We start from the raw sequence: 14,865 nt of genomic DNA, 5'->3' as shown, positions 1-14,865 counted from the left end.
GTCGCTCGTGAGCTCAACCGCAAACAGCGGGCGGGCGGGCCGCGCCCTGCCCTGGGCGCTGGTCACGCCGGCGCTCGGCTGGACGTTGCTGTTCTTCGTCCTGCCGTTCATCGCCATGGGGTTTTCGAGCCTCACGGCGCATGAGGGCGGCGGCTTCACGCTGACCAACTACAGTCAGTTCTTCACCAACCCCTCCTATTGGCAGGCGATGGTGAATTCGCTGCAGGTGACGGCAATCGTGACCGTGGTTTCGGTGCTGCTCGCCTATCCCTTCGCCTGGATCCTCGCCGAACAAGTGCCGGAACGCTGGCAGCGGCTGGCGCTGATGCTGGCCGTGCTGCCGTTCTGGACGTCCTATGTCGTGCGCTCCTATTCCTGGCTGCTGGTGCTGGCGCAGAACGGCGTCATCAACCGCGCGTTGACCGGTTCAGGCCTGATCGCCGAGCCGCTGCAGCTCGCCAACACGCGCCTGGCCACGGTCACCGGCTTCGTGCATTTCTTCGTCATGCTGCTGACGCTGACGATTTTCGCCAATTTGAAGCAGCTCAGTCCGAGCTACCGCAAGGCGGCCGCCGATCTCGGCGCCGGGCCGGTGCGCACCTTCCTGCATGTCGTCCTGCCGCTGACCTTGCCGGGCATCATGGTCGGCGCCTTCCTCACCTTCGTTCTGTGCATCGGCGACTACATCACGCCGCAGATCCTGGGCGGCAACAACGAGCTCTTGATGCCGCAGCTGGTGATGATGCAGATCGGCCGGCGCGGCGATTTTCCACTGGCCTCGGCACTGTCGATCATCCTGATGGCGGTCGTCACAATCGCCTACCTCGCCTGCGCCCGCTGGCTGAAGATCGAGCGGGCCTGAGATGCGCAGGATTGTCCGCGTCGCGTCCTGGGTCTATGCGCTTGCCGTCTACGGCTTCATCTTCCTGCCGGTGGTGGTGCTGGTGCTGTTCTCGCTGCAGGCGACCTCGTTCCCGATCCCGCCCTTCACCGGGCCGTCGCTGCGCTGGTACGACGCGGTTCTCAGCGACACGCGGCTGACTTCGGCGCTGGTCAACTCGCTGCTAGTGGCGTCGATCTCCTCCGCCACCGCCGTCACGCTCGGCTTCCTCTCCGCCTGGGGCTTTGCGCGCTTCGTGCTGCCGGGCTCGGGCCTGCTGCGCGGGCTGATCACGCTGCCGCTGACGGTCAGCTATCTCATCATCGGCATGGGATTGCTGGTGCTGTTCAACTGGGCCGGGGTGCCGAAATCACTGCTTGCTGCCGGCATTGGCCATGTCGTGATCAACCTGCCGCTGTGCTTCGCCATCATCTACAGCCAGATGGGCGACCATCAGATCAACATCGAGCGCGCCGCGCGCGATCTCGGCGCGCCGGAATGGAAGGTGCTATTGCTGATCACCGTGCCGGTCATGGCGCCCGCCATCTTCGCCGGCTTCTTCCTTTCGATGACCTTCTCCTGGGACGAATTCGTGATCTCCTTCCTGCTGACCCGCTTCGACACCACGCTGCCTGTGGAGATCTGGAACCTGCTGCGCTCCGGCCTCAACCCGAAAACCAACGCGGTCGGTTCGCTGGTCTTCGCCGTCTCCATCGTGCTGGTCGTGCTGTTCGAACTGACATTGCTGCGCCGGAGAAAAGCATGACCGCGCCCCTGGTCGACATCCGCGCTGTCTCGCACCGTTTCGGGCAGCTGGCGGTGCTGAAAGACGTCTCGCTGCGGATCGAGCCGGGCAGCTACACGATCCTGCTTGGGCCATCGGGTTCCGGCAAGACGACGCTCCTGTCCATCCTGGGCGGCTTCGTCACGCCCAGTGAAGGCAAGGTGTTCATTCGCGGCGAGGACTGCACCGCGGTGCCGCCGGCCAGGCGGCCGACGACGACCGTGTTCCAGGACTATGCGCTGTTCCCGCATATGAGTGTTGGCGGCAATGTCGGCTTTGGGCTGCGCATGCAAGGCGTCGACGGCACAACACGGGCCGCCCGGGCGCGCGAGGCGCTGGCGCTGGTTGGCCTCGCCTCCGCCTTCGACAAGAAGCCGCACCAGCTCTCCGGCGGCCAGCGGCAGCGCGTGGCGCTGGCGCGTGCGCTGGTCATCGAGCCGGCGGTGCTTCTGCTCGACGAGCCGCTCGGCGCGCTGGACCTCAAATTGCGCCGGCAGATGCAGGATGAATTGAAGGCGATCCAGAAGCGCGTCGGCACCGCCTTCATCCATGTCACGCACGATCAGGAAGAAGCGATGGCATTGGCCGATCATTGCGTGGTGATGAATGACGGCCGCATCGAGGACGAAGGCCCGCCCGAGCGCGTCTATGCCAGGCCGGCGACACGCTTTTCGGCGACCTTCATGGGCGAAAGCACGATCCTGGCCGGCACGGTCGCGGAGGCCAGGGACAGGACAAGTACTGTCACGACGCCGGCCGGACCGGTTCTGGTGCGCAGCGCCTTGCCTGTGGGTTCGGCTATTGCACTGGCTGTACGGCCGGAGCATCTCCTCCTCGGTGGGGCTGCGGGCACCGCAAGTCTCGGCATGGCGAGAGTGAGCGACGTCGTCTTCCAGGGCAGTTTCAAGCGCGTGCTCGCGATTTCCATCGAAGACCCCTCGCTGCAGTTCATCGCCAAGCTGCCCGCTTCAGCCACCGTCCAGCCCGGCGACACGGTTGCCGTTTCGTGCGATACCGACCAGATCATCGTTTTGACGGACTGAAATGGCATCCCTTCCGGTCATCGGCGCAGCAGACTGGTACGAGACCATCCGCATGGCCGATGGCGTCACGCTGATCCACGAGCCGTGGATCAAACCCTTCTTCCGCTGCAACATCTGGCATGTGCGCGGCCGCGACCGCGACCTTCTGTTCGACACCGGCCTCGGCCATTTCAGCCTGCGCACACACGTGCCCTTGGTCAGCGAGCGCAAGCTGACCTGCGTCGCCAGCCACACGCATTTCGATCATATCGGCTGCCATCACGAATTTCCCGACCGCTGCGTGCACCGGGCCGAAGCAAAAATCCTCGCCGATCCGCGCAACGAATGGACGGTGGCCGATCGCTATGCGACCGACGATATGTTCGATCGATTGCCGCAAGGCTGGGAGTCCTCCCGCTACCGGATCCTGCCTGCCCCGGCCGGCCGCCTGCTCGACCATGGCGATATCGTCGATCTTGGCGACCGCGCCTTCGAGGTGATCCACACGCCTGGCCATTCACCGGGCGGCATCGCGCTCTACGAGAGAAAGACCGGCATCCTGCTGTCCGGCGACATCATCTATGACGGCCCGCTGATCGACGACGTCTACCATTCGGATATGTCGGCCTATATCGAGACGCTGCTCGCCATGCGCGATCTCGACGTCTCGGTCGTGCATGGCGGCCATTTTCCGAGCTTCGGCAAGGTGCGCTACCGCCAGCTGATCGATGAGTACCTGGCGCAGAGACGGCAGGCCGGCTGCCATTTGAGCCAGCGCCCCTGAGAAACAGCTACGGCATCAATTCGAAGTGCCGTGGAAATGCCTGATGCAGCAGGAGCAACATGGTCTTGCGCAACACATTGGTGTCACGGCTCGAAGGGTTGAGATGGTCCCAATACCAGGCGCCGTGAACCAGATAGTTCAGGCTCTCCGACAAGGTGTCGATGTCGACGCCGGTATAGCCGCCGCCGCGCGAAATCTCGACCAGCAGCTCGCGCGCTTCGGCGGTGTAGGCGAGATCGCTCGGCAGGCCGATTTCATTGTAGATCTGCATGCTCTTGCGGTCGCTGGAGAACACGACAAAGACTGACACCCATTGCGGATGCTGCCGGGCGAAACGCTGTGCACAATCGACGGCACCCAGCAGCCTTTCGACCGGCGACAGGCCGGGCGCCCGCACCAGGGTGATCCACAGCGCGTCATACTGATCGCTGAGATATTGCAGCACGGCCCGGAACAAATTTTCCTTGCTGCGGAAATGAAAGACCACCAGCGCGTTGGACGAGCCGACATGTTCAGCAATGCGCTGCATGGTGAGGCTCGCCAGGCCTTCCTCGGCGATGAGCTCGATGGTGGCGTCGATGATGCGCTGGACGCTGGCTTCGCCGCGCTCGCGCCGGCGGTCCTTGGGCGGCGCGGCATCGTTTGCCGCACCCTTCGTCGTCGCGACCTTGCGTTTCTCCGGCTTTGCGGTGGCCTTGCGTTGCGCCATTTTCGTCAGGACTTTCGGACCCGCGGCGGACATATCCCGCCGCATAAGCTATTTCATGGCACGCGCCTCATCCGGAAACCGATCAGAGCGACGGACGTGTGCCGGTGTTTCCATACCATTGCCCCCGAGCCGTTTCATAGGCCAGCCCGGCCCGGAAGACATCGGCATCGCTATAGGTGCGGCCGACGATCTGGATGCCTGTCGGCACGCCGCTGGCCGCACGACCCGACGGGATGGACAAAACCGGGCAACGGCTCAGCATGTTGAACGGCGTCGTCATCACCCAGCCCAGCGAGGGGTTCACCTCCCTGCCGTTGATCTCGACCTTATCCCTGGTCTGGTCGAACTCCGCCGGCACCGCGGGCAGCGCGTTTGTCGGGCAGATCAGCACATCATGGGTTTCCAGCAGCGGACCGAGCGTCTGATACATCCTGGCCGCCACATCGAGCGTCGCGACAAAGTCGGTGGCTTTGGACCTTTGCCCGTCCTCGGCAAACCGCCTGGCATAGCTGGTCATGTCGCTGCTGTGCTCCGCAAGCAGTTGCGACAGCGACGCGCCGAAAAGGTGCTCGAGATAGGCCATTCCGGCCTTGAGCACTCCGTCATCCCAGCCAAGTTCGACTTCCTCAACCGTGGCGCCAAGCGAACGAAACACATCGCAGGCGGCGAGCGTGTTCTTCCGCACGTCGGGGTCGACCTCGAACGAACCGAGATCCATGGAAAAGGCTACTCTCCAGCCCTTGATCGGCTTGTAATCGAGCGGCAGGCGCAGTTTGGGACGCAGCGTGGCGATGTCGAGCGGGCTCGGCCCCGCCATGACATTCTGCAGCAGGATCGCGTCCCTGACGTTTCGCGCCAGCGGTCCGGTGTGGCAATAGAAGTCGAGGTTGAAGGGCGGCTCGTCGGGATTGCGGCCGTAAGGCGGCTTGAAGCCGACAAGACCGCAGGCCGAAGCGGGAATGCGGATCGATCCGGCAATGTCCGAACCGGTGGCGATCGATGATGTTCCGGAAGCGAGCGTTGCCGCCGCACCGCCCGACGAACCGCCCGGCGTGAAATCCGGATTCCAGGGATTGCGGGTGACGCCCCACCGCTTCGACCAGGTGTAGCCGGCGCAGCTGAACTCAGGCGTCGCCGTGCGGGCATGCACAATGCCGCCGGCCTTCATGATGCGCTCGTTCATCGTCGAAGTGTGGCCGCCTATGGCATCCCTGGACAGCAGCGAGCCATGCGAGGTCGGCTTGCCCTTGATGTAGCTCTCATCCTTGATGCCGATCGGCAGCCCTTCGAGCGCGCCGGTCCTGGCGCCCCTGGCGTATTTCGCCTCGGCCTTGGCGGCCAGCCTCATCGCCTCTTCGAAATGCGTGAAGGTGAAGCAGTTGATCGCCGATCTGGTGGCTTCGGCGCGGCGAATGGTGGCCTGCATCAATTCGACGGGCGAGAGTTTCTTCGCCTTGAACAGCCGCAACGCCTCATGAGCCGGCATGTAGCAAAGGTCGAGATCGGACATCGGAAATCTCCTGCGATCGCGAGATCGCATCTGGCATGAAGGGTTGCCGGACCGCGCGTCGCGGTCCGGATGCTGTTCGTTGGGTTCGAACGGCATCGCTATTTCTGGAGGTCGGTCCAGATTTTCGTGTAGAGCGCCTGCACATCCGACGGACAGGCCGGCATGAACTGGCCCTTGGCGGCGAATTCCGCCGGTACCACCACCTCGGGCGCGGTCTTCATGTCGTCCGGCAGGAAAGCCTCGGAGCCCTTGATGCCGTTGGCGTAGCGGGCGAAAGCCGAGATCAACGCGGCGTTCTTGGGATCCATGATGAAATTCTGAAACAGCTTGGCGTTCTCGACATTCTTGGCGTCCTTGAGGACGGCGACATTATCCATCCAGATCGGAAACCCTTCCTTGGGATAGCCGTAGACGATCTTGTCGTTCACAAGCCGCTCGCGCAGCGATATGCCGTTCCAGTTGACGCCGGCGGCAATGTCGCCCCTGCCCAGGCCGTCGACAGCCGCGTAGTCGAGCGAGAGCCATTTCGCCTTCGCCTCGACCAGCTTATCGTGCACCTTCTTCAGCACCTGCATGTCGTTGGTGCAGTATTGGCCGCCCTCATAGGCGATGGCGAGGAACATGATGTCACCCATTTCGGGGACGACATTGATCTTGCCGACAAGCTCCGGCGGCGGGTCGAGGAAAAGCGCTGAGGTGTTCGGGTCGCCGGCATAGACCGACTTGTTCACGGAGATACCCGTCGTGCCCCACTGCCACGGGACGGTGTATTTGCGGCCCGGGTCGAAGGGAACATCGACCCATTTCGGATCGACATTCTTGAAATTCTCCATCTTGTTGGGATCGGTCTCCAGGAGCAGACCTTCGCTGATCCAAATCGGCACGACACTGGCCGACGGTACGACGATGTCATAACCGGACGCGCCCTGGCGGACCTTGGCCAGAGCAGTGTCGTTGGAATCGTAGTCGGTGACGGTGACCTTGACCTTGTAGGTCTCCTCGAACTTCTTGATGAGGTCCGGACTGGTGTAGTTGCCCCAATTGTAGATGTTGAGTTCCCCATCGGCGCGGGCAACGCCTGTCACGGCGAACAGCGACAGCCCGACGGCAGCCGCGGTCAGTTTCCAGTTCATGCTAGTGCTCCCATTGTTGGGACCGGCTGCATCGCAGCCTCTGTCCATCTCCTGCTGATCAAGCCTGGCGGCGCCCTTCCCCGATGACGGGCTGGACGACTGTCAAGGCATTCCCCACTCGCGGCCATTCACCGGCACATGCCGGCTGGCCAACTCGGTTATGACAGAGGCTAGATTATAACTAACTATATAGTCAATATCTTTTCGCAAGCATGCGTTTCGGAGGCTCTATCAAGTGCCCCGCAGCCTCCTAAACAGGAATCGTGGACGCTATAGCGATCGGCCCGTGACCTCAGTCACCGCCGCCGGCGGAAGCGAAATCCGATAGTCCGGCCCGCGATTCCTTGGCTTTCGCCACGGCCTCAGACGATCCTTCAGTCTCGTTCGGACAACCGGCTTCTCGTAAAGCGGAGCCGGCAGGCCGGCGAGTGCATAGTAGTCGTCAAGGATGCTGGTCTGCAGCAGACGCTGCTCCTGTGGGTAGAAGCTGAAATGCGCGGCGACCAGATCGCCGAAAACCCTGCCTGGCCGATCGAGCTTTGCCGGCAAGGTCGCTGACAGCCATTCCTCTTCATCATTCCCCGGCGGGTAGAAAGGTTCGCCGATCTCCAGGACATCCGACCCGAAAAACCCGATCGCGTTGATCGAGAAGCGCCCCAGCCTGACGTCTCGGTCAGGCACACGGAAATCACCCAGCCGGTTCGTCCGCACAGCCTCGATGAAGACCGGGTGAAGCGCCTCGGGAAAGCTGGCATGTGCCCAGGAAAAGGGGCACATCGCCTGGCAGGTAAGCGGCCCTTCGATCAGAACCCTGGAAAGATTCTTGATCAGGCTGTTGCAGACCGCGTTGTTGATGATGAGCGGCGCATACCAGAGGGCCGCCCCCTTTTCCGCCATGGCCCGCGCCTTGAATCTGGGGAGGAAGCCCTCCTCCAGAAAAACCACGTCGTCGTCGAGGCGCAGATAGAGAGCGTCGGCGTCGTCACAGAAGCGAAAGAACCTGCCGATGACATCGATGGTGCCGTTGGCGTTTGGAAGCGTCTTTATCTTGCAGCGCGGATCGCTGGCTGCCAATCGCCGGAGATAGGCGCGGTCGGCTTCGTTGCGGCAATTGTCCCACAAATGCCACTCGTGCACCTCGGGACTTTTCAGAACGTGGTGGCTGAGCAGGCGCAGGTACTTTTCGCGGCCTGCCGGGGTCACAACAATCAACTTCATGAGTTCGCCCCGCAATGGTCGCGTGTTTTGGCTAGGCTGCGGCCTGCGGCGAGCCTATCGCCGATCATTCAGCGATTCCAGATTCGCGGTGTGTTGCAAAGCACCGCGCAAGACATCGGCCTGACAATGCCAGACAAAAGGCACCCTCCCGTTGGTGGCCCTTCGCATTCATCCGGCTTTGGTGTAGGGGCTCGCTGTAACAGCCCTGAACCGCAGGGCTTTTCGCCAGGTGCATAAGTGGAAGAGGCGACTTTGGCATCTGCCGCGCAGGCAATGGTCCAAGCCGATGACCTGGCTCAGATCATACTCGAACCATAAGGGCGTCGGATCCGCGAATGGACAAGAACCTGCTCAGCAAAGCCGACATTCTCATCGTCGGCGCCGGCTTTTATGGCGCGACGCTCGCCGAGCGCATCGCCACGCAACTCGGCCGGCGCGTGCTGGTGATCGACCGGCGCCAGCACATTGGCGGCAATGCCTATACCGAACAAGATCCCGCCACCGGCGTCGAGATCCATCGCTACGGGCCGCATCTGTTCCACACGTCCAACGAGGAGGTCTGGAACTATCTGCGCGCCTTCACCGGCTTCACGACCTATCGCCATCGGGCGTTCTCGACCTATCGCGACAAGGTCTATCCGCTGCCGATCAACCTCGCCACGATCTGCCAGTTCTTCGGCAAGCGGTTGAGCCCGGACGAGGCTCGCGGCATGATCACCGGACAGGCAGCCGAGCTTGGAGATCGTCCACCGGCCAATCTCGAGGAGAAGGCGATCTCCCTCGTCGGCCGTCCGCTCTACGAGGCTTTCATCAAGGGCTACACCGCCAAGCAATGGCAAACGGACCCGCGCGAACTGCCAGCGCAGATCATCGCGCGCCTGCCGGTCCGCTACACATTCGAGGACGGCTACTTCAATGACCGCTTCCAGGGCCAGCCTGTGTATGGCTATACGGCGATCTTCGAAAAGATGCTCGCGCACGAGCTCATCGAAACACGGCTTGGTGTCGACTTCTTCGATATCAAACCCTCGCTGCCGCAAGGCCTGCCGGTCGTCTACACCGGTCCGATCGACCGCTATTTCGACCACTCAGAGGGCGAACTCGGCTGGCGGACCATCGACATCGATCTCGAGGTCATGAACACGCCGGATCATCAGGGCACCGCGATCATGAACTATGCCGACGAAGCCGTGCCTTACACCCGCGTCGTCGAATTCCGGCATTTCAATCCGGAACGCCAGCACAAGAGCGACAAGACCCTTATCGGCCGCGAGTATTCGCGTTTTGCCGGCCGCACCGACGAGCCCTACTATCCGATCGACACGCGCCGGGATCAGGCAGTGTACCGTCGCTATCTCGAACGGGCGGCCGCCGAGAAAAACCTGCATCTCGGCGGACGGCTGGGCACCTACCGGTATCTCGACATGCATCAGGCGATCGGCGCCGCCTTGAAGGCCTTCGAAACCGTGCTTGAGCCCTATTTCACCGGCAGGCTCGATTCGGTTTCACGGTCGCTATGACGCGTCGGGGCTCTTAGGCCGACGCCGCCGATCTGCCGTCAGTCACAATCTGTCGGCGGAACCATTCGAAGGTACGCCGGATCCCTTCCTGGTAGCTGGTCTTTGCCTCCCATCCGGGAAGAACCTGTCTTACCAGGGTCAAGTCCGGGCACCGGTTCGTCGGATCCTGCGGGACAGGCGCATGGTGTTCGATGCGGCTGCCCGGAACGAGCGAGCTGACGTATTTCGCGGTCTCGAGAACCGAGACCTCGCGATTGTTGCCGATGTTCAAGGGGCCTCGGTGCGAGATGCTGTCACGCCAGAAGAAACGCTCCAAGCCATCGACGATATCGTCGACGTAGCCCCAGCTGCGCGATTGCGAGCCGTCGCCATAGACGGTCAGGATTCCCGTGGTCAGGGCCTGGCTGACAAAATTCGAAACGGCGCGGCCGTCATCGATGCGCGTTCGCGGCCCATAGGTGTTGAACAACCTGACGACGCGGACATCGAGCCCGCTGACGCGTTGCTGCTCAAACAGCAGCGCCTCGGTGCAGCGCTTGCTCTCATCATAGGAAGCCCTTGGCCCGGTGCAGTCCACCGAGCCCCGGTAGCTCTCCGGTTGCGGCGACACCAGGGGATCGCCATAGACTTCCGAGGTCGAGGCGAAGCAGAAGCGGCCGCCGGGCCTGAGCAGCGACAGAAGATTGAGTGCGCCGCCTATGTTGGCCCTGATCGTGCGCACCGGCTCACGCATGTACCATACGGGCGACGCCGGTGATGCCAGATGGATGATCTCATCGAAATGCCGGCTGGCCGTAAAGCTTTCGGCATCGGCAATCTTCAGGCTGAACCGCGGATCCGCGACATGGGCAATGTTGTCGCGCAACCCGGTCCACAGATTGTCGACGACGACAAGCGTTTCCAGATCATCGCGCCGCAGCAGGCGATCGACAAGATGGGAACCAATGAAGCCACAGCCACCAGAAACCAACACACTGCGTGGCATGCGCACTCCCTTCCAGAAACGTGGCCGGTCAACGCGCCGCAGGGCTTGTTTTCCGGGGACGATGGGAACGGTGTCCTATCCAGATCCGAAAGTCTTCTACCAGTGCTTTCATCGATGCCGCAATTGCAACGATGAAACTTGTCTTGCGCCAGCCGATGACCAGTCCCCCGGGGATGAAACCGTGACCGGGATATAGGATGCGGATGGGTGCGCGGATTTGGCGACCTACAGTGCCCTTTGCGGGCAAGGCATTCCCGTGGCATCGCCACAGCGTGACGCCGTAGGCAACGGTCTGCTGCTCATTTCTTCCGACTGGCGCACAATCTCGGCGAAAACCAGCGCGAAGCCACCCAACATGACAAAGACGATAATCAGGCGTGCTACCGGCAATATGTCGGCCTCGTTTGGTTGGTGCGTGCCCCCGAACATCAAGATCGTTCCGGGAATCAAGCGCACAAATCAAAAGTGCCACAGCGTCCTTTTGCCGTCCCGAAGGATAAGGCGGTGCTGCGGGCGCCCCCACGCCATCCATGCCGGCTAACATGATCGATCCGCCTTTACGAGACTTTAAGCCCCGCCTTAACCATCACATTCGCGCGTGTCCCTGTCATGAAGCGCGACCTGCCGGTCGGGACGATGCTGTCGCGGCATGGCTTTGCCCCGTGGCGCAACGGCTCTCTTTGCAGACCTGCCCGCACCATGCTACCCCGGCGCTGGCGCGCGGCCAGACCCGCCGCAATCGGTCGCGATCGGGGAGCCATGAGCACAGCCGCCAACAGCATCGCCTTCGTCTCGTCCGACACAGCAGACGCCAAGGCGGCGCTGGAAAGCCTGTCGGCGCGTTATGGCCAGTGTTCGATCGCGGATGCCGCCGTTGTGGTGGCCCTTGGCGGCGACGGCTTCCTGCTGCAGACCTTGCGCGACACGATGGGAACGGGAAAGAAGGTCTACGGCATGAACCGTGGCACCATCGGGTTCCTGATGAACGAGTACCGTTCCGGGGGGCTTACCGAGCGGATCGCGGCCGCGGTCGCCGAAACCATCCGCCCGCTGGAAATGCTGGCTGTCACCTCGGAAGGCGAAACCGTTTCGGCGCTGGCGATCAACGAAGTTGCGCTTTGGCGCCAATCCTATCAGACGGCCAAAATCCGCATCAGCGTCGACGAGCAGATACGGCTCGAGGAACTCAGCTGCGATGGTGTCATGATCGCAACGCCGGCCGGATCCACCGCCTACAATCTTTCCGCGCACGGCCCGATTCTGCCGCTCGACGCGCCGCTGCTGGCACTGACACCGGTCAGCCCGTTTCGCCCGCGCCGCTGGCGTGGTGCATTGCTCTCCAACAAGGCGACGGTGCGCTTCGACATTCTGGAGCCGGAAAAGCGGCCGGTAAATGCCGCCGCCGACCACACCGAGGTCAAGGCGGTGACCTCGGTAACCGTGCGGGAATCGCCGACAGCGACGGCGACCTTGCTGTTTGATCCCAATCACTCCTGGAATGAGCGCATCCTGGCCGAACAGTTCCGGTACTGAGCCGGCACAAAGACAAGCGGGCGGATTAAGCATCGCGATTAAGGTTACGACTTCACAATCGTGCCAATCCCGCCCGTTTCTGTTGACAAATCGCGGACTTGCGCCTAATCGCAATGCCAATCTTGCAAGCGCGCGGCGCTTGCCGCGACAAAAGCCGTTGCGCTTCCCCGAACCAGCCAAAGACAACAACACTTGTCCTCAGACACCACGATCGCTCAAGAAGCGTTGACCTTTTCAGACCTCGGCCTGTCGCCGAAGGTGCTTTCCGCAGTTACCGATGCCGGCTACACGCAGCCGACTCCGATCCAGGCCGGTGCCATCCCGCACGCCTTGCTCGGCAAGGACGTGCTGGGCATAGCCCAGACCGGCACCGGCAAGACCGCCTCCTTCGTGCTGCCGATGCTGACCCGGCTGGAAAAGGGCCGTGCCCGCGCCCGGATGCCGCGCACGCTGATCCTGGAGCCGACGCGTGAGCTTGCCGCGCAGGTCGAAGAAAACTTCGTCAAATACGGCAAGAACCACAAGCTCAACATCGCGCTTTTGATCGGCGGCGTGTCGTTCGACGAGCAGGACAAGAAGCTGGAGCGCGGCGCCGACGTGCTGATCGCGACGCCTGGCCGTCTGCTCGACCACCGCGAGCGCGGGAAGTTGCTGCTCAACGGCGTCGAGATCCTGGTCATCGACGAGGCCGACCGGATGCTCGACATGGGCTTCATTCCCGATATCGAGCGCATCTGCGAGATGATCCCGTTCACCCGGCAGACGCTGTTCTTCTCGGCGACGATGCCGCCGGAAATCACCAAGCTGACGGAAAAATTCCTGCACGCGCCTGTGCGCGTGGAAGTTTCGAAGGCCGCGTCGGCCGCCACCAACATCATCCAGCGGCTGGTCAAATCCGGCTCGAAGCCCTGGGACAAGCGCGAGACGTTGCGCAATCTCATCAAGGCCGAAGACGCGGAGTTGAAGAACGCGATCATCTTCTGCAACCGCAAGGTCGAAGTGTCGGAACTGTTCCGCTCGCTGCTGAAGTATGATTTCGATGCCGGCGCCTTGCATGGTGACATGGACCAGCGCGCGCGCATGCAGATGCTGGCCAATTTCCGTGACGGCAAGCTGCGCTACCTCGTGGCTTCGGACGTCGCCGCCCGCGGCCTCGACATCCCCGATGTCAGCCACGTCTTCAACTATGACGTACCGATCCATGCCGAGGACTATGTCCACCGCATCGGCCGCACCGGCCGCGCCGGGCGCTCCGGCAAGTCGTTCACCATCGCGACCAAGTCGGACACCAAATATATCGACGCGATCGAACGGCTGATCGGCAACAAGATCGAGTGGCATGACGGTGACCTGTCGACGGTTGTGGTCAGCGAAGGCGGTGAGGACGATGCGCCGCGCCGGGGCAAAGGCGCGCCGCGTCGCGCCGGCCGCAAGGACGACGATCGCAAGGACAGGAGCGAGCGCAAAAAGGGCGGCGAACGTCGCGCCAGACACTCGGAGGAAGATGCCTCTCCGGTCGTCGCACAGCAGGAACAGCCCGATGTGGCCGAGACGGCCGTCGCCGACATCGGTGAACGGCGCGCGCGCAAGGAAGCGATCCGTTCGGACAACACGGAGCGCAAATCCTCCGATCGCAACGAACAGCGTGCACCGGAACGGGGTGACACCAGGCCGCAGCGCGACAGCAACCGCCCTGCCCGTCACCGCCACCAGGAAGACAACGACACCACTGTCGGCTTCGGCGACGACATGCCGGCCTTCATGCGGATCGTCGCCAAGGTCTGATTCCTACAACCTTTGAGAGAGCGGCAAGCCAACCGGCTTGCCCCTTTTCGGCAAGCGCTCAAGGCGCGTCGCGTTCGAGCGGATTCAGCCGGCACGCTTCACGCATGTCGTGTTCTCGAAACCCAGAGCCACCCCTGGACGACATGCGTTGGCCTGGCCCGGAATTACATCGGCCCAGGCATCATCTTGGTCGGTTTCTCCAGCATCGGAAACTCGGCCTTGTTGCATTTCACGTTGGGGTTCGTCGGACTGAACATGCCGTTAGGATTGTCCCTGAACAGCCAGGCGTGAAGGTCGTAGTGGACGAACTCCCTCGGGATGAGCGGATAGTGTCCCTCCATCGGACCCATGAAGGTTTGGCCAAACAGCTTCGGCGGCGCTTTGATGTCCGGCGTCAGCGGCACCAGCCATTCCGCGCCGACCAACTTCAGGCCTTTCTTGGTCGGTTCGTAGATCAGGACGTTGGGCTTCATCGGGTCGAGCTTCTGGCCGACACTTGGGACGTTGACGAAATGGATGCCCATGGCGCCTTTCGGATAGAACATCGCGCCGGATATCTTTTCGCCGCTGTAATAGACGCAGCCGACGGTCGACAGATAGAGGTCGCGGACGGCCACAGTGTAGTCTTCATACTTGGCCAACGACTTCTTCAAGGCTTCGATATCGGCCTTGTTGGCGTCCTCGGCCCGAGCCGTGGCTAGTCCCAACCATACGCCTACAATACCGGTCAAAGCGAGGACGCCGCAGCGTCCAAGGCTGGCTGTTCTTGTCATGCATTCCTCCCAGATATTTCATCTGGCCGTGCAGACCGAGGCGAGAAAATGCTTGTCGCGCGGCCAGTTGTACCGCCTCATCCCCTCTGGAACAGCGACGACGCTATTCCTTTCCATGACGGTGGGGAAGATGTTATTTAGAACTAGCTAATACTCATGCACGGCAATCTGGAGAGCGCCGATGCCCGCGCAAACAGAAACGGCCCCGCAAGGGGGCCGTTCGCATTCG

13 protein-coding genes are annotated in these 14,865 nt (G+C 62.2%); 7 read left to right on the top strand and 6 right to left on the bottom strand.

Annotated features, from left to right (window positions below; all coding sequences use genetic code 11):
- The first annotated feature begins 7 nt into the window (after positions 1–7).
- From CKW40_RS35655 to CKW40_RS35640, 4 genes are read left to right on the top strand one after another with little or no spacing between them, the layout of a single operon-like run.
- Positions 8–862: an ABC transporter permease gene (locus CKW40_RS35655; protein WP_095204397.1), complete on the top strand. Its 855-nt coding sequence runs from the start codon at positions 8–10 to the stop codon at positions 860–862.
- 1 nt (position 863) lies between these two features.
- Positions 864–1,646, top strand: coding sequence for an ABC transporter permease (locus tag CKW40_RS35650; RefSeq protein ID WP_095204396.1), 783 nt, complete (start codon positions 864–866; stop codon positions 1,644–1,646).
- On the top strand, positions 1,643–2,707 hold the full coding sequence (locus tag CKW40_RS35645; RefSeq protein WP_095204395.1) for an ABC transporter ATP-binding protein: 1,065 nt from the start codon (positions 1,643–1,645) through the stop codon (positions 2,705–2,707). The genes CKW40_RS35650 and CKW40_RS35645 overlap by 4 nt, the downstream gene beginning before the upstream one ends.
- Before the next feature lies 1 nt (position 2,708).
- Positions 2,709–3,470: an MBL fold metallo-hydrolase gene (locus tag CKW40_RS35640; RefSeq protein ID WP_095204394.1), complete on the top strand. Its 762-nt coding sequence runs from the start codon at positions 2,709–2,711 to the stop codon at positions 3,468–3,470.
- A gap of 7 nt (positions 3,471–3,477) precedes the next feature.
- On the opposite strand, the gene CKW40_RS35635 is transcribed toward CKW40_RS35640, so the two are convergent.
- The 4 genes from CKW40_RS35635 to CKW40_RS35620 all read right to left on the bottom strand — a co-directional run bounded on the left by CKW40_RS35635 (position 3,478) and on the right by CKW40_RS35620 (position 8,040).
- Complete coding sequence (locus tag CKW40_RS35635) at positions 3,478–4,179, bottom strand: TetR/AcrR family transcriptional regulator (protein WP_095204415.1); 702 nt, start codon at positions 4,177–4,179, stop codon at positions 3,478–3,480.
- 82 nt (positions 4,180–4,261) lie between these two features.
- On the bottom strand, positions 4,262–5,689 hold the full coding sequence (locus CKW40_RS35630; protein WP_095204393.1) for an amidase: 1,428 nt from the start codon (positions 5,687–5,689) through the stop codon (positions 4,262–4,264).
- A gap of 98 nt (positions 5,690–5,787) precedes the next feature.
- Positions 5,788–6,822 (bottom strand): extracellular solute-binding protein, encoded by a 1,035-nt coding sequence (locus tag CKW40_RS35625; protein ID WP_095204392.1) that lies wholly within the window; start codon positions 6,820–6,822, stop codon positions 5,788–5,790.
- A gap of 270 nt (positions 6,823–7,092) precedes the next feature.
- The gene (locus tag CKW40_RS35620; protein WP_095204391.1) at positions 7,093–8,040 is read right to left on the bottom strand and encodes a hypothetical protein; all 948 of its coding nucleotides are present in this window, start codon (positions 8,038–8,040) and stop codon (positions 7,093–7,095) included.
- A 335-nt stretch (positions 8,041–8,375) separates the two neighbouring features.
- Here CKW40_RS35620 and glf point away from each other — a divergent pair, with 335 nt between their 5' ends.
- A complete protein-coding gene (gene glf, locus CKW40_RS35615; RefSeq protein ID WP_095204390.1) occupies positions 8,376–9,560 on the top strand; it encodes a UDP-galactopyranose mutase in 1,185 nt (394 codons plus the stop codon).
- A gap of 13 nt (positions 9,561–9,573) precedes the next feature.
- On the opposite strand, the gene CKW40_RS35610 is transcribed toward glf, so the two are convergent.
- Positions 9,574–10,545, bottom strand: coding sequence for an NAD-dependent epimerase/dehydratase family protein (locus CKW40_RS35610; RefSeq protein ID WP_095204389.1), 972 nt, complete (start codon positions 10,543–10,545; stop codon positions 9,574–9,576).
- 759 nt (positions 10,546–11,304) lie between these two features.
- Here CKW40_RS35610 and CKW40_RS35600 point away from each other — a divergent pair.
- Both CKW40_RS35600 and CKW40_RS35595 read left to right on the top strand, forming a co-directional pair.
- A complete protein-coding gene (locus CKW40_RS35600) occupies positions 11,305–12,078 on the top strand; it encodes an NAD kinase (protein WP_095204414.1) in 774 nt (257 codons plus the stop codon).
- 192 nt (positions 12,079–12,270) lie between these two features.
- Positions 12,271–13,863, top strand: coding sequence for a DEAD/DEAH box helicase (locus tag CKW40_RS35595; RefSeq protein WP_179298232.1), 1,593 nt, complete (start codon positions 12,271–12,273; stop codon positions 13,861–13,863).
- A 164-nt stretch (positions 13,864–14,027) separates the two neighbouring features.
- Here CKW40_RS35595 and CKW40_RS35590 read toward each other — a convergent pair whose 3' ends face one another.
- The gene (locus tag CKW40_RS35590) at positions 14,028–14,636 is read right to left on the bottom strand and encodes a hypothetical protein (protein WP_095204386.1); all 609 of its coding nucleotides are present in this window, start codon (positions 14,634–14,636) and stop codon (positions 14,028–14,030) included.
- Between the last annotated feature and the right edge of the window lie 229 nt (positions 14,637–14,865).

This window comes from Mesorhizobium carmichaelinearum (assembly GCF_900199455.1).
GTDB classification, from domain to species: Bacteria; Pseudomonadota; Alphaproteobacteria; order Rhizobiales; family Rhizobiaceae; genus Mesorhizobium; species Mesorhizobium carmichaelinearum.
This window is presented reverse-complemented; position numbering and strand designations above follow the sequence as displayed.

Bases quoted from the DNA above. Each gene is read 5' to 3' on its own strand.
- CKW40_RS35650 (WP_095204396.1), top strand. From the start codon at position 864: ATGCGCAGGATTGTCCGCGTCGCGTCCTGGGTCTATGCGCTTGCCGTC.
- CKW40_RS35645 (WP_095204395.1), top strand. From the start codon at position 1,643: ATGACCGCGCCCCTGGTCGACATCCGCGCTGTCTCGCACCGTTTCGGG.
- CKW40_RS35640 (WP_095204394.1), top strand. From the start codon at position 2,709: ATGGCATCCCTTCCGGTCATCGGCGCAGCAGACTGGTACGAGACCATC.
- CKW40_RS35635 (WP_095204415.1), bottom strand. From the start codon at position 4,179: ATGGCGCAACGCAAGGCCACCGCAAAGCCGGAGAAACGCAAGGTCGCG.
- CKW40_RS35630 (WP_095204393.1), bottom strand. From the start codon at position 5,689: ATGTCCGATCTCGACCTTTGCTACATGCCGGCTCATGAGGCGTTGCGG.
- CKW40_RS35625 (WP_095204392.1), bottom strand. From the start codon at position 6,822: ATGAACTGGAAACTGACCGCGGCTGCCGTCGGGCTGTCGCTGTTCGCC.
- CKW40_RS35620 (WP_095204391.1), bottom strand. From the start codon at position 8,040: ATGAAGTTGATTGTTGTGACCCCGGCAGGCCGCGAAAAGTACCTGCGC.
- glf (WP_095204390.1), top strand. From the start codon at position 8,376: ATGGACAAGAACCTGCTCAGCAAAGCCGACATTCTCATCGTCGGCGCC.
- CKW40_RS35610 (WP_095204389.1), bottom strand. From the start codon at position 10,545: ATGCCACGCAGTGTGTTGGTTTCTGGTGGCTGTGGCTTCATTGGTTCC.
- CKW40_RS35600 (WP_095204414.1), top strand. From the start codon at position 11,305: ATGAGCACAGCCGCCAACAGCATCGCCTTCGTCTCGTCCGACACAGCA.
- CKW40_RS35590 (WP_095204386.1), bottom strand. From the start codon at position 14,636: ATGACAAGAACAGCCAGCCTTGGACGCTGCGGCGTCCTCGCTTTGACC.